This is a genomic window from Niveispirillum irakense DSM 11586, from assembly GCF_000429645.1.
Taxonomy (GTDB): Bacteria; Pseudomonadota; Alphaproteobacteria; order Azospirillales; family Azospirillaceae; genus Niveispirillum; species Niveispirillum irakense.
Genome location: NZ_AUCG01000016.1, coordinates 641,889 through 663,084, shown reverse-complemented (window position 1 = coordinate 663,084; position 21,196 = coordinate 641,889). Strand labels below are relative to the sequence as shown.

Sequence of the window (21,196 nt, the reverse complement as noted above, 5' to 3'; positions counted from 1 at the left end):
CTGACATACAGATCGAATGCAGCAAGGTCATTACTTATATCCAAATGGTTATGTTGATAAATGCAACCGACGACGTCGCAGCATACCTGCGTATTATGTTGACGCTGAAACCGGGATGGTTCCGCCGGTCACAAAAAGGATGCGGGGGTTTGCCAGTTGCAGCCAGGGCCGGAGGTGCCTATATCTGGTCTGCGTTGGGGGCAGAGGTTTCTGCCCTTGGGGCCGGCAGCAGGCCGGCTATATATGGATCAGCAAAACCCATGGGGATCGCCCCTGCGGTGCCAAGCATATTGGGCTGCGGGTGATCTGCCGGAAACGAGAGGTCGTCATGAGCAAGGTTATCGGGATTGATCTGGGCACCACCAATTCGTGCGTGGCCGTTATGGAAGGCACGCAGGCCAAGGTCATCGAAAATGCCGAGGGCGCGCGCACCACGCCGTCCATGGTCGCCTTTACGCAGGGCGGTGAGCGTCTGGTGGGACAGCCGGCCAAGCGCCAGGCCGTCACCAACCCCGACAATACGCTGTTCGCGATCAAGCGCCTGATCGGCCGTCGCTATGACGACCCGGTGACCAAGAAGGACGCCGCCCTCGTTCCCTACAAGATCGTCTCCGGCGGCAATGGTGACGCCTGGGTCGAATCTCATGGTGAAAAGTACAGCCCCAGCCAGGTCAGCGCCTTCATCCTGCAGAAGATGAAGGAAACCGCTGAGGCTTATCTGGGTGAGAAGGTGACGCAGGCCGTCATCACCGTTCCGGCCTATTTCAATGACAGCCAGCGTCAGGCCACCAAGGATGCCGGCAAGATCGCCGGCCTGGAAGTGCTGCGCATCATCAACGAGCCGACGGCTGCCGCCCTTGCCTATGGCATGGAGCGCAAGGGCGCCGGCACCATCGCCGTGTACGATCTGGGCGGCGGCACCTTCGACGTGTCGATCCTGGAGATCGGCGACGGCGTGTTCGAGGTGAAGTCCACCAACGGCGACACCTTCCTGGGCGGTGAAGATTTCGACGGCAAGATCATCGATTATCTGGCCGAGGAATTCCAGAAGGAGCAGGGCATCGACCTGCGCAAGGATCGTCTGGCCCTGCAGCGCCTGAAGGAAGCCGCTGAAAAGGCCAAGATCGAGCTGTCCAGCTCCGTCCAGACGGAAGTGAACCTGCCCTTCATCACCGCTGATGCATCCGGTCCGAAGCACCTGAACATCAAGCTGACCCGCGCCAAGCTGGAAGCCCTGGTGGATGATCTGGTGCGCCGCACTGTCGGCCCCTGCCAGGCCGCGCTGAAGGATGCCGGCCTGAAGGCGTCTGAGGTTGATGAAGTGATCCTGGTCGGCGGCATGACCCGCATGCCCAAGATCATCGAGACCGTGAAGCAGATCTTCGGCAAGGAGCCGAACCGTGGCGTGAACCCCGACGAGGTGGTGGCCATCGGTGCGGCGATCCAGGGCGGCGTGCTGAAGGGCGACGTCAAGGACGTGCTGCTGCTGGACGTCACCCCGCTGTCGCTGGGCATTGAGACGCTGGGTGGCGTGTTCACCCGCCTGATCGACCGCAACACGACGATCCCGACCAAGAAGTCCCAGGTCTTCTCCACAGCGGAAGATAACCAGTCGGCCGTGACCATCCGCGTGTTCCAGGGTGAACGCGAAATGGCCGCCGATAACAAGATGCTGGGCCAGTTCGACCTGATGGGCATCCCGTCCGCCCCACGCGGCGTGCCGCAGATCGAAGTGACCTTCGACATCGACGCCAACGGTATCGTCAATGTGTCCGCCAAGGACAAGGCGACGAACAAGGAGCAGACCATCCGCATCCAGGCGTCCGGCGGTCTGTCGGATGCCGACATTGACAAGATGGTGAAGGACGCGGAGGCGCATGCCGCCGATGACAAGAAGCGCAAGGAGCTGGTGGAAGCCCGCAACCACGCTGACGGTCTGATCCATTCCACCGAGCGCACCCTGTCGGAGAATGGCGACAAGGTGGACGCCGCGGATAAGACCGCGGTTGAAGCCGCCATCGCCGACCTGAAGGGCGTGATGGGCAGCGAGGATGCGGCTGAGATCAAGGCCAAGACCGATGCCCTGGCCCAGGCTTCCATGAAGCTGGGTGAGGCCCTTTACAAGGCCGGCCAGGAAGGCCCGGCTGCCGGTGCTGCCGGCGCTGGTGCTGCTGCTTCCGACGAGGAAGCCACGGGCGGCGAAAAGGTGGTCGACGCCGACTTCGAGGAAGTGGACGACGACCGTAAGAAGGGCTGATCCCAGCCCTTCCCCCTGTTTGGGGGCGGGACCGCCGGTTGCTGATTGATGCGCGGGCCCGTCCGGAAAGGTTTCCGGGCGGGCCTGTTGCATGATGGGGCCGGCCATGCCAGATGTTGTGGATTATTTTGCGGAAACCGGCAGCCGTGCCTCTGGAGGGCGGCCGGACCGGATGCGAAGGGGCTAGAAGCCGCCATGTCCAAGCGTGATTATTACGACGTTCTCGGCGTCACCAAATCCGCCAGCGCGGACGATCTGAAAAAAGCCTATCGCAAGCTGGCCATGCAGTACCACCCTGACCGCAATCAGGGTGACAAGGCTGCGGAACAGAAATTCAAGGAAGTCAGCGAAGCCTATGACTGCCTGAAGGACGAACAGAAGCGCGCCGCTTATGACCGTTTCGGCCATGCTGCCTTTGAAAATGGCGGTGGTCGTCCGGGGGCTGGCGCTGGCGGGTTCGATTTCGGCGGCGGTTTCGCGGATATTTTCGACGAGATGTTCGGCGAGTTCATGGGCCGTGGTCGTGGGGGGCAGGCGAATAATCGCGGTGCCGACCTGCGCTACAACCTGGAAATCTCGCTGGAAGATGCCTTCAAGGGCAGCACCACCCAGGTGCGCGTGCCCACCAGCGTGATGTGCGATCCCTGCGGTGGGTCCGGCGCGGAGAATGGCAGCAGCCCGACCACCTGCACCACCTGTAGCGGCAGCGGCAAGGTACGCGCCCAGCAGGGCTTTTTCACCATCGAGCGTGCCTGCCCCACCTGTGGCGGCGCTGGCCGGGTGATCAAGGATCCCTGCCGCCATTGTGGCGGCCAGGGCCGGGTGCGCAAGGAAAAGACCCTGCAGGTCAATATCCCGGCGGGCGTGGAAGATGGCACCCGCATCCGTCTGGCCGGTGAGGGCGAGGCGGGTCTGCGGGGTGGCAGCCCCGGCGATCTTTATATTTTCCTGTCGATCGCCCCCCACCGCTTCTTCCAGCGCGACGGGGCCAACCTGCATTGCCGGGTGCCGATCCCGATGACCACGGCAGCCTTGGGCGGCACGATCGAGGTGCCGACGGTGGAAGGCACGCGCGCCAAGATCAACGTTCCCGCCGGCACCCAGACGGGCCACCAGTTCCGCCTGAAAAGCAAGGGGATGAGCGTTTTGCGCAGCCCGGCGCGGGGCGACATGTATATCCAGGTCGTAGTGGAAACGCCGGTGAACCTGACCAAGCGTCAGCAGGAATTGCTGCGTGAATTCAACAAGGAAGCGGATGCCGGCACGGGCCAGAACCCGGAATCGGAAGGCTTCTTCGCCAAGGTCAAGGAACTCTGGGCCGACCTGAAGGACTGACAGTCGGGCAGGGGGCCGGGGCATAGCACCTTGGCCCCCCTTGCGCGTTGACAGGCAGGCGCCCGGCACCCATTGTCCGGGCGCTATTTTTTTGTCCCCATCAGCCGGATTTTTGGAATCATGAGCCACGCCGATCTTTCCCGCACCATCGACACCGCCTGGGACAACCGCGACGGTCTGGGCTTCAGCACCAAGGGTGACGTCCGCGACGCGGTGGAGACGGCCCTGTCCCTGCTGGACAAGGGCGAGGCCCGCGTGGCGGAAAAGATCGACGGCACCTGGGTGGTGAACCAGTGGCTGAAAAAGGCGGTGCTGCTGTCCTTCCGCCTGAATGACAATAGCGTCATCGAAGGCGGCCCCGGCGGGGCCACCTGGTGGGACAAGGTGCCGTCCAAGTTTGTCGGCTGGGATGAGGCGACCTGGCGTCAGGCCGGCTTCCGCGCCGTGCCGGGCAGCGTCGTGCGCCGCAGCGCCTATGTGGCACCGGGCGTGGTGCTGATGCCCAGCTTCGTCAATGTCGGCGCCTTCGTGGACAAGGGCACGATGGTGGATACCTGGGCCACCGTTGGTTCTTGCGCCCAGATTGGCAAGAATGTGCATCTGTCCGGCGGCGTGGGCATTGGTGGCGTGCTGGAGCCCCTGCAGGCCGGCCCGGTGATCATCGAGGATGATTGCTTCATCGGCGCCCGGTCGGAAGTGGTGGAAGGCGTGATCGTCGAACAGGGCGCTGTCCTGTCCATGGGCGTCTTTATCTCCGCCACCACCAAGATCATCGACCGCACCACGGGTGAAGTGTTTGTGGGCCGCGTGCCGGCCTATTCCGTCGTTGTGCCCGGCAGCCTGGCCGGCAAGCCGCTGCCCGATGGCACGCCCGGCCCCAGCCTGTCCTGCGCCGTGATCGTGAAGCGCGTGGATGCCCAAACCCGTTCCAAGACCAGCATCAACGACCTGCTGCGCGATTGAGCGATGTGACGAAGGGCAGGGCGGTGACGCTGGGCCCTTCGGCTGCGTTCATGAAAGCGGGGATGGCTTGCCAATAATCGTCTGGAATTGCTTTCCGGCGTTTGCGGGCGCTACTCCTCCACAACCGTCACCCCGGCGAAGGCCGGGGTCCAGTTTCGTAGAGCAATGTGCCTGTCAATCTGGACCCCGGCCTTCGCCGGGGTGACGGTAGAGAAACGTTGACGGACGCAAGCTTAAGCTTATCGACCCCTTGTTCAGTTTCCCAACCCCCGAGCCGTCCCTATGCCTATCGATCCCATCGCCCTTACCCAGGACCTGATCCGTTGCCCCAGCGTCACCCCGGCGGATGCAGGGGCGCTGGGTGTGCTGGAACGGGAATTGACCGCTATGGGATTTACCTGCACCCGGCTGCGGTTTGAGGAGGCGGGCACCGATCCGGTGGATAATCTCTATGCCCGTCTGGGCACGGCCAGCCCCCATTTCTGCTTCGCCGGCCATACCGACGTGGTGCCGACGGGGGACCGCGCCGGCTGGAGCGTTGATCCTTTCGGTGCCGAAATTATCGACGGTAAACTTTACGGTCGCGGCACGTCCGACATGAAGGGGGCCATTGCCTGCTTCGTTGCCGCCGTCAGGTCATTCCTGGATCGCAACGGTATGCCCGATGGCTCCATTTCCCTGTTGATCACGGGGGATGAGGAAGGCCCGTCCATCAATGGCACCCGCAAGGTATTGGACTGGATGCGCCAGCAGGGAGAGGTGATGGATGCCTGTGTGGTGGGGGAGCCGACCAATCCCCGCGCCATGGGCGATATGATCAAGATCGGCCGTCGCGGCTCCGTCACCGCCACCCTGACCGCCTATGGCGCCCAGGGTCATGTGGCCTATCCGCATCTGGCCGACAACCCGCTGCCCCGTCTGACAGAGGCGCTGACCCTCTTGACCCAAAGCCCGCTGGATGAGGGCACGGCCCATTTTCAGCCCAGCACCCTGGCCCTGACCACCATTGATGTCGGCAACCCGGCCAGCAATGTGATCCCGGCCAAGGGCACGGCCAAATTCAACATCCGCTTCAACGATCTGCATACGCCGGACAGTCTGGAAGCCCATATCCGTGATGTGCTGGAAGAGGTGGGCGGCACCTGGGACCTGAAGATGCAGGTCAGCGGCGTTGCCTTTCTCACCCCGCCCGGCCCGCTGGTGAAAACCGTGGCCGGTGCCATACAGGCCGTGACGGGGCGGGAGCCGGAATTGTCCACCAGCGGCGGCACGTCCGATGCCCGGTTCATCAAGGACCATTGCCCGGTGGTGGAGTTTGGTCTGGTCGGCGCCACCATGCATAAGGTGGATGAAAATGTCGCCCTGTCCGATATCCTGTCACTGACGGCGATCTATGATCGCATCCTGTCAGACTTTTTCGGCAAGCCGGCGGCATGAGCGACCATCCTGAGACCCCGCAACCCGGTCCGTCAGGGGCCAGTCTGACGGCGCGCGGCCTGCGCGGCGCGTGGCGCCTGTTTCGCCTGGATCGGGGTGGGGTGGAGGAGTTCCGGGACGAGAGTGATGTCGCCCTCTGGCACAGTTTCAACGCCTATTTCTTCATCATCCCGGCGGGATTGATCTTGTCCCTGCTGATGGGGGACAAGGGTCTTGAACAGGTGGACCTGCCTTTATTCATCCTGCAGGATGCCGTGCGTACGGTTTTGACTGTGGCTGCCAGCTTGCTGGCAGCTTGCCGTCTGGCCCAGGCATTTGGTTATGGCAACAGGATTGGTCGCTTTGTCATGGCGTCCAACTGGTCGGGCGTCATCTCCGCCATTTTCTATGGCACCGCCCTGCTTCTGGCCCGCGCCTTGGGCGCGGAGGGGGAGGCCATGCCCCCGGCGGCGGGCTTACTGCTGTTCTGCGCGATGATCTGGACCGTGTTTTATGGCTGGTTCGTTGTGCGCCAGGCGCTGGCATGCGGCGGGCTGCTGGCCAGCGCGATGGTGCTGCTGGATCTGACGATCAGCCTTGCCGTCTTTTCCATGTCCAAGACGCTGGCCGACCTGGCCGGGGGCTGATCCCCGGCCACAATCCGCGCTAGCCGTCAGCTATAACGCTGCTCGGTCCAGGGGTCGCCTTCATTATGGTAGCCGCGCTCTTCCCAGAAACCGGGGCGGTCAGCATCGACAAACTCGATGCGCTTGATCCATTTGGCTGATTTCCAGAAATAGAATTTCGGGATGATCACCCGGACCGGGCCGCCATGTTCCACTGTGATCGGCTTGCCTTCCCAGCTATGGGCCAGCAGCACATCGGCATCATCAAAGACCGACAGGGCGACATTGGTGGTGTAGCCATCATAGGAATGGAAGATGATGTGCTGCGCCTGGGGCAGCGGCTTTACCAGATCCAGGATGTGCCGCGCCGACACCCCTTCCCAATGATTGTCGTAGCGTGACCAGGCGGTGACGCAATGGATATCCGACATGTCGGTAAAGGGCGGCTGGGTGCGGAAATCGGTCCAGCCCCAGGTCAAGGGGTTGGCCACCAGACCATCAATAGTCAGTTCCCACTGATCGACGGGGATTTCCGGCTGGATGCCCAGATCCAGCACGGGCCAGTTCTTCACCTCGCGTTGGCCGGGGGGCAGGCGCTGGGCGCGCGGGGCGGCGGCACCGGTCATCAGCCGGCCCTCCTCGGCCCATTTCTCCTTACGATCGACCAGCTTGGCATTGGGTGGGGGGATCAGGCCATCATCCTGCGACATGGTGGGTCCGTTGGGTTTGGAATGCTGATGCGGGACAAGATAGCGTTCCCGCTGCCGTCCGGCGAGGGATTGCCGGATAATGCAGGCCCACCATGCGCATGCCTGTCAGGCACCGGGGAACAGGACCCCACCCCCGTGGGTTGGCTTTACCGGGTAGGGCCGCTATCGTGGCCTGACGCCCTTTCCCGTCCGATGCCGGAGAAACGCCGCGCCATGAACCGCTTCGCCTGCCCGCCCCTTATCAGGGCGCTGCCCGGCCTGCTGGCCCTGCTGTTGATCGCCGCTACCTTCTTCTTCGCTTCTCCCGTTCGCGCCCAGATGGTGCCGGCATCGGCCGCCGCCGCGAAAGAGGATGCGGGCGTGGATCGCGAGCAGGTGGAAAATCTGGTCCGCACGCTGGAAGATCCGGCCAAACGCGACGCGCTGTTGGCCCAGTTGAAGGCGCTGACGGTGGTGGAGCAGCAACGGGAGGAGACGCCCGTCGGTAGTGTCGGCAGCCGGTTCCTGGCGACCCTGTCCGACCGGATTGAGCGGTTGAGCCAGCAGATCGCCGGCGCCAGCCAAGCCATTATCGACACGCCGCGCGCCTTGCGCTGGGCTGAGCAGCAGATATCCGACCCGGCGCGCCGCAATAACTGGCTGCGTCTGGCCGTGCATCTGGTGGCCATTATCGCGGCGGGCTTCCTGGCCCATTGGGTGACCAGCCGGCTGCTGGCGCAGCCGCGCCAGTCCCTGGGCCGGCGCAATGGCCATTACTGGTGGACCAAGATCCCGCTGCTGACCCTGCGGCTGCTGATCGACCTGTTGCCCATGGCCGCCTTCGCCATTGCCGGTTATGGCGTCCTGTCCCTGAGTGAAGCACCGCGGTCGGTGCGTCTGGCGTCTCTCACCATCCTGAATGCCAGCCTGATCGTACAGGGGGTGCTGGCCGTGTCGCGGTTCCTGCTGTCACCTTCCACCGCCAATCTGCGGCTGGTGCAGGTATCGGATGAAACGGCGAACTATCTGGTGATCTGGGTCCGGCGCATCGTCATGGTCGCCATCTATGGCTATTTCATCGCCCAGGCGGCGCTGGTGCTGGGGCTGCCGCAGCAGCCTTATGCCGCGCTTCTGAAACTGCTGGGGCTGGTGGTGACGGTCATGGTGGTGGTGCTGATCCTGCAGAACCGCACCATGGTGGCGGAATGGATCCGTGGTGACCGGCCTGCCGATCCGCAGCCCCCTGTCGATCCGGTGGATGATGCCCTGCGCGCCGTGGTGGCGGGGGAAAGCGATGGCAGTGATCTGGACAATCCCGTCATCGCACCTGCTGGTGCTGGGACCGTCCATGCGCATGCGCAGCGCCGTGTTGCCGTTCGGGCCGTGCGGCGGCGGCTGGCCGATATCTGGCATATCCTGGCCATTCTCTATGTGTCCGCCATCTATTTCATCTGGGTGCTGGAAATCGCCGACGGCTTTAATTTTGTGATGCGGGCTACCCTGGTCACCGGCGCCATCCTGGTCGGTTCCCGCCTGATCGGGGAGGGGATCGACAGCAGCCTGCGGCGTGGCTTTGCCATTTCTCCGGATCTGCTGATCCAGTTCCCCGGTCTGGAGCAGCGGGCCAACCGCTATCTGCCCATTCTGCGGCGTCTGCTGCTGACGATATTGTGGATATTCACCATTCTGCTGCTGCTCCAGGCCTGGGGCGCCAATGCCCTGGGCTGGTTCGATACGGATTTCGGGCAGCGGCTGACGGCATCCACCATCACCATCCTGATCGTGCTGGCGGTGTCGCTGATTGTGTGGGAAATGGCCAGTGGTGCCATCTTCCGCTATCTGAACGCCAAGGATGAAAGCGGCACCGCCATCCAGCGCAGTGCCCGCATGCGCACATTGCTGCCGCTGGCCCGCAACGCCCTGATGATCCTGATGATCACCATGGTCGGGCTGATCGTGCTGTCCGAAATGGGCATTAACATTGCGCCGCTGCTGGCGGGCGCGGGCGTGGTTGGTCTGGCCATCGGTTTTGGGGCCCAGACCCTGGTGAAGGATGTGATCACCGGCCTGTTCATGTTGATCGAGGATACGCTGTCGGTCGGCGATGTGGTGAATGTCGCCGAGAAGGGCGGGGTGGTGGAAGCGATCACCATCCGCACCATCCGGCTGCGCGACTATGATGGGTCTGTCCACACGATCCCGTTCAGTTCCATCACCACAGCCACCAATCTGACCAAGGATTTCAGCTTCTATGTCTTCAACGTGAATATCGACTTCAAGGAGGATACGGACCGCGTCGTCGCCATCCTGCGTGAAATCTGTACCGAGATGATGTCGGAGCCCAATTTCGCCGCGGTGATCCTGGATCCGATCGATATTGCGGGCGTTGATGCCATCCGCGAAAATGCGGTGACGATCCGGGCGCGTATCAAGACACGCCCCATCCAGCAATGGGGCGTGGGGCGTGAGTTCAACCGCCGCATGCGTCGCCGGTTCGAGCAGGAGGGGATCTCCATCCCCTATCCTCAGCGCACGCTGCATATGGCCAGTGGCACTACGGTGCCTCCGGTCCCCCTGCCGGGCAATGCGGGCGGGGACGCCTGACGGGATCAAATCCGGCGGGCGACCTCAATCCTCCAGGCAGTCCGTATCGGCTTCGTCGGGGGTGATCCCGTCGGGATCATCCCCCGTCCGGTCGGCATCAATCACCCGGCGCGCGGTGGCCAGGTCAAACCCGGCCCGTGCCATGGCGGCGATATCCTTGTCGCGGCGCTGGCGCCTCGCCTCGCCCGTGCCATCCCGGTCGGGGCGGAAACCACCCAGCCGGCGGCGCCGGGCATAGGCGATGGCGGCGTTCAGGTCGGCTTCGCCTTCCGCCGCCCCTTCCAGCCCGCCAATGGCCTTTTCCACCTCCGTCTCGTCCAGCCCCTTGGCCCGCAGCTTCTGCCGGATGGCGCGGGTGGAGCCGCCACGCCGTTGCAGACCGCCAGCCTTCATCTCCGCATAAAGCGCATCATTCAGCAGACCGGAGCGCAGATAGCGCGCGATCAGGGCTTCCACCCATTCCGCGCCCTGTGCCGGATCGGTGTCGTGGGCCTGCGCGGAGGCCAGCACGCGCCGCATCAGCACCCGGCGCAGATTGGCGCTGGAAGTCGCGAACCGCTCCAGATAATGCAGGGCGGCCCGGTCCAGATAATCCGGCGTCACCCGCCTTATCTTGCGCCCCGGTTGTGGGGCCTTGCGTTCTTCCATCGCTCTTTCCCTCCCTTTGGCCGGTTTCATGGCCCCGGTGTGATGGCCGTAATTGCCCCGATCTGTTGTGGGGCGTAGTGTTGCGGCCAATCAAAGGCTGGCGACCCCGCCGCCTCTGTCGCTTCCCTTCGCCCAAAAGGCAATTCCGCGCCATGACGCAGCCGAGCTTTCCCATGCCCCGCCATGTGGGTGCCGTCAACTGGATCGGGCTTTCCACCCTGATCGCAAAGGAAATCCGCCGTTTCCTGAAAGTTTGGGTCCAGACCATCGCCGCACCGGTGGTGACGACGTTGCTTTTCTATTCCGTCTTCGCCCTGGCGCTGGGCGGCGTGGTGCGGATGGTGGGGGATGTGCCTTTCCTCACCTTCCTGGCGCCGGGCCTGATCATGATGGCGATCGCGCAGAACGCCTTTGCCAATTCCTCCTCCTCCGTCCTGGTGTCCAAGGTCCAGGGCAATATCGTGGACGTGCTGATGCCGCCCATTTCCGCCCTGGAACTGACGGCGGCCTATGTGGTGGGCGGGGTGGTGCGTGGGGCGCTGGTCGGGCTGGTGACGGCGCTGACCATTTCGCTGTTCGTGCCGGTCACGGTGGCGCACCCGTTCTATATCCTGTTCCACGGCATCGCGGCGGCCATGCTGCTGTCGCTGCTGGGGCTGATCGGCGGTATCTGGGCTGACAAGTTCGACCATATGGCGGCGGTAACCAATTTCATCGTCACCCCGCTCTCCTTCCTGTCCGGCACCTTCTATTCCGTGGACAGCCTGCCGCCGACCTTCCATTTCATCGCCCATCTCAACCCGTTCTTCTATTTCATCGACGGGTTCCGTTATGGCTTCATCGGCCGCACGGATGGCACGCTGGGCACCGGCATTCTGGTGATGCTGGGCATCAATCTTGTGTTGGGTTTTGTCGCCTGGTCCATGATCAAGCGCGGCTACAAGCTGAAGGCCTGATGGCCGGGACAGGGGGAAAAGCGATGTCCGCTCCGGATGCCAATACCCTGCCGGCAGGCGCCTTCCGGCCGCATATGCGCCGTCAGGTGCCGGCCTTTTTCTGGCAGGCTTTCAAGACCCTGCTGGTGAAGGAGATGAAGCGGGTATGGAAGATGGCGGCGATGATCATCATCGCGCCTGCGCTCATGGCCGTGATTTATTTCGTCTGCTTCCTGTTCGGGCTGGGGCCGCAGCGCGGCACGCCGGAAGGCGATGCGGTGCTGACCTTCCTGGTGCCGGGTCTGGTGATGCTGTCCATCCTGCTGCGCGCGGCGGAGAATACGGGGTTTTCCCTGCTCTATGCCAAGATCGAAGGCCATGTGCTGGACCAGTTGATGGCGCCCATCGGCGCGCGGGAGGTGGTGCTGGTCTATGCCGTGACCGGCACCGTGGCCGGTTTCATCTCCGGCCTGTTTGTCTGGCTGGGGTCGCTTCTGCTCTGGCCGCAGCCGGTGGCCCATCCGCTGGTGGCGCTGGGCTTTGCCGTGCTGGCAGGCTTGCTCATGTCGATGTGCGGGCTGCTGACCGGTCTGGCCTCCACCAAGTGGGACCATATGGCAGCCTATTTCACCTTCCTGTTCACGCCCCTGTCGTTCCTGTCCGGCGTTTTTGCGCCGGTGGCGGGTATGCCCCCCCTGTTCGCGGCTATTGTGCAGGCGAATCCCATCTTTTATGCCATGGATGGTTTCCGGTACGGCATGGTAGGGCAAGGTCACGCGGATCCGGCTGTGGCGGCGTTGATCGTGCTGGCAGCCTGCGCGCTGCTGTACGCCCTGTCTGCCCGGCTTTATTCCATCGGCTGGCACATGAAAAGTTAAGCGCCCTGTAACAGGGTGGACCGGTCCGTAACGGCCGGCGGTGAAATTGTAACGCTCCTGAAAATGCGGCGGACAGGGGCGCGGAAGGGCCGCATAGTCAAGGAACCGACGTTAAGATGACGCGCAGGATACGTGCCATGGATGCCCATCCTTCCGGTTCCGCCCCTTCCCCCTTGTCGCATCGCCCGCGCCTGACCCCTGGCGTGCCGGCCGGTGGCGTGGCTGCCGTGCTGGTTGCGCTGGGCGTCATTGTCTGGGGCTCCATCGCCGGCGATCCGGTGGGCGACACGGTCAGCTTCAAGGTTGATACGGACTTCTCCATCCCTGCGCCCCCTGCCCCTCCCGCCCCGCCGGAAGCCCCGTCCATCAATGTGGATGTGGAAGGCATCCGCCGCTCTGTGGCAGAGGCAATGCGTCAGGCGGAGATGAATAACGATCCGGACAAGCTGCGCATGGCGGAAGAAAAGCTGGCCATGGCGCAGCAAAAGCTGGCGGCCATGGAAGGGATGATCCCCAAGGCAGCCCAGGAGGCGCTGGCGGCGGCCAAGGCCCAGGTGCAGGCCGAACGCGCCCGCATCGTTTCGAACTCGGTTGCCGGGGTAGCCACCCAAGAATCTGAAATTGTCGGGGATAGCTATCGCCAGAGCTTTACGGCCCCCGGTGGCGTGCGCCTTGCCAATATCCAGGGCGACGTGATGATCGAGGTCTCCTCCCGCGCGGAGAAAGTGCAGGTAAATGTGGATGGCGGCGGCGGGCTGCGCACCAGCCTGACCAATGGGGTTTTGACCATCAGCGGGCGGGGCGATGATGGGGCCGATGTGCGCCTGGTTGTGCCGGAAAGCGCCCGCATGAATATTGCCGGCCATGCTGGCGATGTCACCATCGCCGGCCGTTCCGAAGCGCCCCTTGATGTACAGATGCGGCGGGGCACCCTGCGGGCTGACCGCACGAGCGGTGCCACGGTTAATATCGCCGAGTCGGGGTCGGTTTATATTGAGCGGGTCGATGGCCCGTTCAGGGCCAGGATCGGCGGTTCAGCGGATATCCGGGTGGATCGGACCGAAACGGCAGACCTGGAAGTGATGGGCCGCGCCGACATTTCCATCGGTCGCATCAATGATGCCACCAACATTGCCGTACCGGGGTATGCCGATATCAATATTGACCGCGTCAATGGCCCGGTCCGGGTGAAGTTTGGCGGGGCCGGCAATATTTCAATCAAGGACGGGCGGGCGGAACCGCTTCAGGCCACGTTGAACGGTGCGGGCTCGCTGGATTTTGGCGGTGTGGCGGTCAATCCGCAGGTTACGGCCGCCGGCTCCGGCTCTGTCTCCATCGCGAAGCATGAGGGTACCCCCAGCCTGAACAGCAGCGGCAGCGGCGGCATCCATCTGGGCGAGTGATGGCCGTGGCGCCCCCGCCGGCCAAGCCGGGACCGAAGCCGGTTCCCAAGACCACCCCGCTGGATGATCGTATCCAGCAGGCTGAACTGGACCGGCTGCGGCGTCATGCGTCGGAGACGGGCTTGCGCGACAATCTGCAAAAGGCAGCCGGTGCCGGCGGCAAAGACCCTTACGCTGTGCTGGCAGAAGCGATCCGCCGGATGCTGCGGGAAGGGTGACAGCAACCCGCCTTCCTTGCCCGCAACAAGACCGCCGCGTTCATTCCGGATCGAAGATCGCCTCAATCGGCAGGGCGAACAGCCGCGCAATGGTGAAGGCGAGCGGCAGGGACGGGTCATAGCGGCCATTTTCCAGCGCATTCACCGTTTGGCGGGACACGGCCAGCTTTTCCGCCAGATCACCCTGTGACCAGCCGCGCTCGGCGCGCAGGTCTTTCAATCGGTTCTTCATGCCGCCCCCCCTCAGCGATAGCGGCGGCAGGCAAGGACATATCCTGTGACCCAGAAGAACGACATTACTGGCCAGACGACATGCATGGAGAGGCGGGGCAGTCCCTTATTCTCCAGAAAGCCGTAGGAGAAGGTGAGCAGCGCCGTCATGGCGAAGCCAAAGGCCAGCCCCTCGAACTGCATCCGGCGCTGTAACTCGTCCAGGCGCCGGATGTGACGCATGATTACCCATACCACCAGCAGGCAGGGCAGCATCGGCAGCAGCGCTACCGGGATCTGCATGCCGTCGGGCACCCAACCCCATTGCATGGCCTTGTTCACACCTACCAGCATCAGCGCGTAAGCCAGGATGGTGGATGAGAGTTCAATCACATAGCGTCGTGCATTACCCATGATGGCCCCCATATGTAAAGTGTGCTTTACATATGGGGTGCGGATTGCTGATGTGTCAAGCGAGCTTTACATGGAAAGTAAACTTTCCATCAGGTGGCTGGTTTCAGGGTCAGGATCCAGCGGGCGGGGCCGGGTAGGAAGGGGCTGGGTCGCCCCCGCACCCAGTCCTGGTGCCCGGCCAGATAATAGGGAGAGAGTGGATTGCCGCTCTGGCTGCCCGGCATGTGGAAATACCCATCCTTCTCCCGCCCTGGCGATACGGCAAACCGCTCGCTGGCGCCAAAACCCGGGGCCTGGGCGCGGGGCTGCAGCGCGTCGCCGGGCACGGGTACATCTTCCGGGTCGGTCAGGGCTGACAAGGGCGGCAGCAGGCGTGCCAGCGGATGTTTCACCCCGGCATTGTTGCGGGCCCCCCAGGTGAAGGCGTCGATCCCGCCGGCCTTTTCCACCGCCTGGGCCACATCAGCCAGGGTGGCATCGATCAGGGCGTCCCAATCCTTGTAGGGGGCGGGGACCAGGGCGGGGGGCCGTTCGGTCAGCAGGCGGCGCAGCGGTGCTTCCATCTGCCGGGCGATTTCGCGGCGGGACAGGTCGCCATCGGCGGCCAGATAGGCGCCATAAAGCCGCTGGGAAAGACGGGAGCGGAACTCCCGCACCAGCCGGTAACCGATGCTTTCCGGTATGGCGCGCCCACCCCAGCTTTTCACCGGGTCAACCATGGCCGCCAGACCGGGGCGTGTGGTGCGGGTCTGCAGCGCGGCCAGCATCTCCCCTTGCCAGAAATCCAGCACCAGGCCGCGATCATCAAGCTGGATGGCCAGCATGTCGGCGGGTGTCAGGCGGGTTTTGGCAAAGAGCTCGTCGCGGATCTGGCCCTGGCGGGCGCCCATATCGTACCCGCCATCGCCCAGCAGCGCATAAGCCTCACCGCCCACGATGCGGGCATTGGCGGTCCAGATGCGCTGATGCTCTGGGTTCAGCACCACCGGCACTTTTTCCGGCGGCAGCATGCCGTGCCAACCCCGGCTGCCATCGGCCCAGCTTGTCGGCAGCGTGCCATCATGGCCATAGCGGGCCGGAACCACGCCGATGATCGTCCAGGCGACGGCGCCCGCGGCATCGCCGACCACGAAATTCTGCTGCGGCTGGCGGGCCTCATGGGCGATGGTGATCGCCTCTTCCACGCTGCGCGCCCGCTCCATCCGGGCCATCGGGCCCAGGCGGACGGCGTCTGGTTCGTGCGCGGTCCAGCGCAGGGCGATGCGGCGGCCCTGGCCATCCTTATCGACCACCGGCCCCCAGATGGTCTCCTCCACCACCAGATCGGTGCAGCCGGTCCATGCGGGACAGATTTTCTCCGTCACCTGGGTGATGGGTTTCGGGCCTTCCGGGGTCTGGTACTGGTCGGGCTGGCCCGGCACCGGGTCCAGCAGGATGCGATCGGCGGTGTCGATATAGGAATTGGTGTAACCCCAGGCGATATGGCCATTGGCGCCAACGATGATCATGGGCGTGCCGGGCAGGGTCACGCCGGTAATATCCATGCCCCCTTCACCGCCCGTCTGCACCAGCCGTGCCCGGTACCAGGTGCCGGGCACCGAAATACCCAGATGCATGTCGTTGGCGACCAGTGCAGCCCCGCTATCGGTCAGCCCGCCGCCCACGGCCCAGGCATTGCTGCCCGGTGTGGGGGGCGGCAGCGGCGGCAGGTCCAGGGCGGCCTTGGCCGGTGCCGGGGGCAGGGCGGCGGGCAAGGGCGGGGCCGGCAGGATGGTGCCATCAATGGCGCTGTCCAGGGCGGTGCCGCCTGGATAGAGGAAGGCCGTCAGGTCCGGCCCCAGCTTCTCCAGCACAGTGGCGCGGCTCTGCTCCATCACGGCCCTGTCGTCCTGCAGGTCCAGATACATGGAATATCCTGCCAGGATACTATCCGCCGGCTGCCAGGGCCGGGGGGATGAAAGCAGCAGCGCATATTCAAAAGGCCGGGCGCCCAGGCTGGACAAGCCCTCATTTACCCCCTCGGCATAGGCGCTCAGCAGGGCCTTTTCTTCTGGGCTGGCATTGGCCACGGCCTGTTCGGCCCGGTGGCGGAAGCGGTGCAGCCGGCGCTGGCGGTCGATATTCATCACCGCCTCGATCGGGCCCAGCAGGCCGGATAATTCCCCCGCCGAGGCGCGGCGGATCAGGTCCATCTGGAAAAACCGTTCCTGCCCATGCAGGAAGCCCAGGGCGCGGGCCAGATCGGCACGGGTGGCCCCCTGGATCGTGGGCACCCCTTGATTGTCGCGGGTGATGGTGACGGGGGCGGAAAGGCCGGTTACGGCCATCGCCCCGTCCAGCATCGGTTTGGACGCGATCAGCGTATAGGTGACACCACCCGCCGCCAGCAGCACTAGACCGGCAATACCGGCCACGCCATAGGCCAATCCCCGTCCCAGACGGCTGGCCACGCTGCTTTTGCCCAAAATATCCCCCATCACCAGATGCGATGGGACAGTTTCCCCAAAGGCACCGTGCGGGGCAAGCGTTACCGCCCCATCATCCCGGCGATGGAGGCCATATCGGCGCCATTTACCAGCATGCGGCCATCGGGCATCAACCGCACCTCATAGCGGTGTGTGCCGCCATCGGCCGGTTGCCCCAGCCCTTGCAGGGCATAAAGCGCAATCGCCGTGCCCGTGGCCTTGGCCCCGCCGGTGGCATTGACGGCGGCTATCAGCCGGTCGATGCCGCGCATGGTGATATCGGCCTGCCCCGTCACCCCGCGTGGTGATTGCGACCCGAAGCGGAAATCGCCGGTGCCGCTGGCAGCGCTGGTGGCGTTCTGCATATCCATCCGGGTGATGGAAATTTGTGACCCGGCACGGGCCATGGCGTCGGAGAGGCGGTTCCAGGCCGCTTTGCGCGCCGCTTCATCCTCGCTTGCCGCATAAAGGGTGATCATGGTCAGCAAAGGCTGGCCGGGCATCCGCTCACCCGCCAGGGAGAGATCGGCACTGGCCGGGGTCAGGGCCGGGTTGGCATCGGGGCCGCGCCGGTCCAGCCCACTATGGCGCCAATCCAGCCGGAGGCCGGCCCGGTCACCTTCAAGATTGGTCAGGGACAGTTTGCCGGTGGCGTTATCCAGCTTGGTCGCCCGGCCATCATCGCGTACCTCCCGGAAGCCGGTCAGATTTACATCCAGCTTCAAGGCATTGGCCATCCTCTCCGCCTGATTGGCGGCCGGCACCGTGCCGCCGCGCCAGGCACGGGCAACATGGGCAAAGCGGGTCAGGTCCAGGCTGGTAGCATCGCCCTTTACGGACAAATTACCCACGGCCAGACGCTGCACCCCGGCGGGATCACGCCAGGACAGGTTGGCGAGGGTGAGATTGAACAGGCCGGTCCAGCTCTCCCCGCTGATGCTTTTCGGCTCCAGCTTCAGGCTGAAGGAACCCAGCGAGAACGCACCGCCACCGACCATGGGGGTGAAGGCAACCTTGCCCAGCGACAGATCCGCTGCCGTCAGCAGATAGCCATCTGCCGACCAGCGGGCGCGTAATTTCTGCTGCCCCAGGGTCAGATCCCCGGCGCGGAAGCCCCGTTCGCTGAAGACGGATAGGGGCTGCGGGATTTCCGCCTCCACCTGCCAGCCGCCGCCCGCTTCGGGGATCACCTCCACCTCCACCAGCGGGGCTTCCAGCAGCCAGCCATCGGCTGTCAGCACCCGCAGCTTGGGGATGGTCACGGCATAACGGTCGCCCTGGGCCGTCACCTCCACCTCGGGCACCCGTTCCAGGCGGAACTGGTCGGGTTCGGTGCGGGTGGCCGCGGTCAGCCGTTCCTGGATCATGGCCTGCAAACCGGCGGCCCCGGCGGGGCTGGCCGTCTGGGCCATCGCGGTGGTGCCGGCCCCGGCCAGCAAAGCCAGGGCCAGGGCGGGGCGGGCGATAAGGCGGATGATCTGTCGCATGGAACATGATCTGGCGCTTCGCCATGGCGATTCTATGGCCGTGGCGGGGCGTTCACGCGGCCCCGTGGTTCGCCTGACCGTCCGGCCCTTGCAATCGGGCAGCTTCCCGCCCATGGATAAGGCCATGTCTTCCGCACCTGCCTCCCTCGCCACACCCGGCGGCCGCATCGTCGCCGTTCTCGGCCCGACCAATACCGGCAAGACCTATCTGGCCATGGAGCGGATGGGCGCCCACCGCACCGGCATGATCGGCTTTCCCCTGCGCCTGCTGGCGCGGGAAAATTACGAAAAGCTGGTGAAGCTGAAGGGCGAGGCCCAGGTGGCCCTGGTGACGGGGGAGGAAAAGATCATCCCCCCCGCGCCGCGCTATTGGGTCTGCACGGTGGAGAGCATGCCGCTGGACCGGCAGGTCCAATTCCTCTGCGTCGATGAAATCCAGCTTTGTGCCGATGATGAACGCGGGCACATCTTCACTGACCGGCTGCTGCATGCGCGCGGCGGTGAGGAGACGATGTTTCTGGGATCGGACATGATCCGGCCGCTGATCCAGAAGCTGATCCCCCGGGTGGAGATCATTTCCCGGCCCCGCTTCTCCAGCCTGACCTATGCCGGGCACAAGAAGCTGACCAAGCTGCCGCCGCGCAGCGCCATCACCGCCTTTTCGGTGACGGAGGTCTATCAGTTGGCGGAGATGGTGCGCCGGTCACGCGGCGGCACGGCGGTGGTGATGGGCGCGCTCAGCCCCCGCACCCGCAACGCCCAGGTGGCAATGTATCAGGCGGGTGATGTGGATTATCTGGTGGCCACCGATGCCATCGGCATGGGCCTGAACATGGATGTGGACCATGTCTGGTTCGCCCGCCTGTCCAAGTTTGACGGCCAGCGCCCGCGCCGGCTGACCGCGCCGGAGGTGGCGCAGATTGGCGGGCGCGCCGGGCGCCATTTGACCGATGGCACCTTCGGCACCACCTGGGACTGTTCGCCCCTGGATGAACAGACGGTGCAGGCGGTGGAAAACCACACATTCCAGCCGCTCACCAGCCTGACCTGGCGCAATGCCGATCTGGATTTGCGCTCTGTTGACGGCTTGCTGCGCACGCTGGAGGCGCGGCCCCCCTCGCCACTGCTGATCCGCGCCCGTCCGGCGGATGACCAGTTGGCTTTGCAGGCGCTGGCGCAGGATAGCGATGTCATGGCGCTGACAAGGCGGCCCAACGGGGTTAAGCAGCTTTGGGAGGTCTGCCAGATCCCCGATTTCCGCAAGACGATGACGGATGCCCATACCAAGCTGCTGGCCCAGATTTATCAGCATTTGATGGCGCCGGGTGGGCGGCTGCCCACCGATTTCATCGCCGCCCAGGTGCAGCGGCTGGACAAGATGGAAGGTGATATCGACGCGCTGGTCGCCCGTATCGCCCATGTCCGCACCTGGACCTATGTCGCCCACCGGCCCGACTGGCTGAAGGATGCGCGCCATTGGCAGGGCGTGACGCGGGCGGTGGAAGATAGGCTGTCCGATGCCCTGCATGAAAGGCTGACCCAGCGCTTTGTCGATAAGCGTTCCGCCGGGCTGGTCAAGGTGCTGCGCGATGGGCGCGACCTGCTGGGCCATATCGACGAGGCCGGGATCGTCCGGGTGGAGAGTCACCCGGTGGGCGCGCTCTCCGGCCTGTCCTTCGCCATGGAAGCCGATGTGGGCGAGGATGACCGGCCCACGCTGATGAGTGCCGCCCGCCGCGTGCTGCGCGACGAGGTGGCCCGCCGGGTGGCCGCCCTGGAAGCGGCAGGGGACGAGGCGTTTACGCTGGGCGCCGATGGCAATCTGCTATGGCAGGATGTGGCGCTGGCCCGGCTGGTGCCGGGGACCGGCCTGCTGGTGCCAGCGGTGCGGGTGACGGGCGATGACCTGCTGGAGGGTACCCAGCGCGACCGGGTGCGCCAGCGGCTAACCGCTTTTGTCCAGGCCCGCATCGCCGCGGACCTTTCACCGCTGCTGCGTCTGCGTGATGCCGATCTGTCGGGTCCCGCCCGCGGCATCGCCTTCCAACTGGCTGATGCCACCGGCAACCTGCCGCGCGCCACCCTGGACCCGCTGATCCAGACATTGGACAGGGACGGGCGAAAGGCCCTGGCCCGGCTGGGTGTGCGGCTGGGCTTCAGCCGCGTGTTCCTGCCGGCACTGGCCAAGCCGCGGTGCATGGCGATGCTGGGTCTGCTCTGGTCGGTGCGGGAAGGGGGGGACCTGCCGGTTGCCCTGCCACCGCCGGGCCGTATCTCCGTCCCGCGGGGGCATTTGCCCGATGGTTTGCTGGCGGCGGTCGGCTTCCTGCCGCTGGGGCCGCGCGCCGTGCGGGTGGATATGGCCGACCGGCTAGAGGCCGTTCTGGCAGAACGGGCCCCGAAGGGAGAATTATCTGACCTGTCAGGGCTGGCCCCGCTGGCCGCCTGCACGGCAGCGGAAGTGCCGGGCATCCTGGCGGCGCTGGGCTGGCGGGAAAAGCGCCAGCCCCCCCCGGCGGAAGGGGAGGCGGCAAAACCCCCGGTCTGGACCCGCCGCCGCCCCACCCGCGCCAAGGCGGAAAAGGCGGCGCGTCCGGTGCCCCTGGATACCGATCACCCGTTCGCCGCCCTGGCCAAGCTCCGGTAGG

The 21,196-nt window shown here is 64.7% G+C and carries 17 protein-coding genes; 11 read left to right on the top strand and 6 right to left on the bottom strand.

Going from position 1 to position 21,196, the window contains the following annotated elements; all coding sequences use genetic code 11:
- Positions 1-328: 328 nt before the first annotated feature.
- The 5 genes from dnaK (at position 329) to G473_RS0106565 (ending at position 6,618) form a co-directional block, all read left to right on the top strand.
- Positions 329-2,257 (top strand): molecular chaperone DnaK, encoded by a 1,929-nt coding sequence (gene dnaK / locus G473_RS0106585; protein WP_029012451.1) that lies wholly within the window; start codon positions 329-331, stop codon positions 2,255-2,257.
- 195 nt (positions 2,258-2,452) lie between these two features.
- Positions 2,453-3,592, top strand: a complete 1,140-nt coding sequence (gene dnaJ, locus G473_RS0106580) for a molecular chaperone DnaJ (RefSeq protein ID WP_029012450.1) — start codon at positions 2,453-2,455, stop codon at positions 3,590-3,592.
- A 120-nt stretch (positions 3,593-3,712) separates the two neighbouring features.
- Positions 3,713-4,555: a 2,3,4,5-tetrahydropyridine-2,6-dicarboxylate N-succinyltransferase gene (gene dapD, locus G473_RS0106575; protein ID WP_029012449.1), complete on the top strand. Its 843-nt coding sequence runs from the start codon at positions 3,713-3,715 to the stop codon at positions 4,553-4,555.
- A gap of 282 nt (positions 4,556-4,837) precedes the next feature.
- The gene (gene dapE / locus G473_RS0106570; RefSeq protein WP_029012448.1) at positions 4,838-5,992 is read left to right on the top strand and encodes a succinyl-diaminopimelate desuccinylase; all 1,155 of its coding nucleotides are present in this window, start codon (positions 4,838-4,840) and stop codon (positions 5,990-5,992) included.
- Positions 5,989-6,618 (top strand): hypothetical protein, encoded by a 630-nt coding sequence (locus tag G473_RS0106565; protein ID WP_029012447.1) that lies wholly within the window; start codon positions 5,989-5,991, stop codon positions 6,616-6,618. The genes dapE and G473_RS0106565 overlap by 4 nt, the downstream gene beginning before the upstream one ends.
- Positions 6,619-6,644: 26 nt before the next feature.
- Here the strand turns inward: G473_RS0106565 and G473_RS0106560 are convergent, their stop codons facing one another.
- Positions 6,645-7,307, bottom strand: coding sequence for a sulfite oxidase-like oxidoreductase (locus G473_RS0106560; protein ID WP_029012446.1), 663 nt, complete (start codon positions 7,305-7,307; stop codon positions 6,645-6,647).
- 213 nt (positions 7,308-7,520) lie between these two features.
- On the opposite strand from G473_RS0106560, the gene G473_RS25455 reads away from it, so the two are divergent.
- Positions 7,521-9,890, top strand: a complete 2,370-nt coding sequence (locus G473_RS25455) for a mechanosensitive ion channel domain-containing protein (RefSeq protein ID WP_245580000.1) — start codon at positions 7,521-7,523, stop codon at positions 9,888-9,890.
- Positions 9,891-9,914: 24 nt separating this feature from the next.
- On the opposite strand, the gene G473_RS25450 is transcribed toward G473_RS25455, so the two are convergent.
- Positions 9,915-10,538 carry a regulatory protein RecX gene (locus tag G473_RS25450; protein WP_051329947.1) on the bottom strand — a complete coding sequence of 208 codons (624 nt, stop codon included), beginning with the start codon at positions 10,536-10,538 and terminating at the stop codon, positions 9,915-9,917.
- Between the two features lie 152 nt (positions 10,539-10,690).
- Here G473_RS25450 and G473_RS0106545 point away from each other — a divergent pair, with 152 nt between their 5' ends.
- The 4 genes from G473_RS0106545 to G473_RS0106530 all read left to right on the top strand — a co-directional run bounded on the left by G473_RS0106545 (position 10,691) and on the right by G473_RS0106530 (position 13,972).
- Positions 10,691-11,494, top strand: coding sequence for an ABC transporter permease (locus G473_RS0106545; protein WP_029012445.1), 804 nt, complete (start codon positions 10,691-10,693; stop codon positions 11,492-11,494).
- A 23-nt stretch (positions 11,495-11,517) separates the two neighbouring features.
- Positions 11,518-12,351, top strand: a complete 834-nt coding sequence (locus G473_RS0106540; protein ID WP_029012444.1) for an ABC transporter permease — start codon at positions 11,518-11,520, stop codon at positions 12,349-12,351.
- Positions 12,352-12,488: 137 nt separating this feature from the next.
- Positions 12,489-13,754, top strand: a complete 1,266-nt coding sequence (locus G473_RS29070; protein ID WP_029012443.1) for a hypothetical protein — start codon at positions 12,489-12,491, stop codon at positions 13,752-13,754.
- On the top strand, positions 13,754-13,972 hold the full coding sequence (locus tag G473_RS0106530; RefSeq protein WP_029012442.1) for a hypothetical protein: 219 nt from the start codon (positions 13,754-13,756) through the stop codon (positions 13,970-13,972). The genes G473_RS29070 and G473_RS0106530 overlap by 1 nt, the downstream gene beginning before the upstream one ends.
- A gap of 40 nt (positions 13,973-14,012) precedes the next feature.
- On the opposite strand, the gene G473_RS0106525 is transcribed toward G473_RS0106530, so the two are convergent.
- The 4 genes from G473_RS0106525 to G473_RS0106510 form a co-directional block, all read right to left on the bottom strand.
- Complete coding sequence (locus tag G473_RS0106525) at positions 14,013-14,204, bottom strand: helix-turn-helix transcriptional regulator (RefSeq protein WP_029012441.1); 192 nt, start codon at positions 14,202-14,204, stop codon at positions 14,013-14,015.
- A gap of 11 nt (positions 14,205-14,215) precedes the next feature.
- Positions 14,216-14,596, bottom strand: a complete 381-nt coding sequence (locus tag G473_RS0106520) for a hypothetical protein (protein ID WP_029012440.1) — start codon at positions 14,594-14,596, stop codon at positions 14,216-14,218.
- Positions 14,597-14,685: 89 nt separating this feature from the next.
- Positions 14,686-17,061 (bottom strand): penicillin acylase family protein, encoded by a 2,376-nt coding sequence (locus tag G473_RS0106515; protein WP_161630951.1) that lies wholly within the window; start codon positions 17,059-17,061, stop codon positions 14,686-14,688.
- Between the two features lie 62 nt (positions 17,062-17,123).
- Complete coding sequence (locus tag G473_RS0106510; RefSeq protein ID WP_029012438.1) at positions 17,124-18,548, bottom strand: hypothetical protein; 1,425 nt, start codon at positions 18,546-18,548, stop codon at positions 17,124-17,126.
- On the opposite strand from G473_RS0106510, the gene G473_RS25440 reads away from it, so the two are divergent.
- Positions 18,547-21,195, top strand: a complete 2,649-nt coding sequence (locus G473_RS25440) for a helicase-related protein (RefSeq protein ID WP_245579999.1) — start codon at positions 18,547-18,549, stop codon at positions 21,193-21,195. The two genes, G473_RS0106510 and G473_RS25440, sit on opposite strands and share 2 nt — an antisense overlap.
- The last annotated feature ends 1 nt before the right edge of the window (position 21,196 follow it).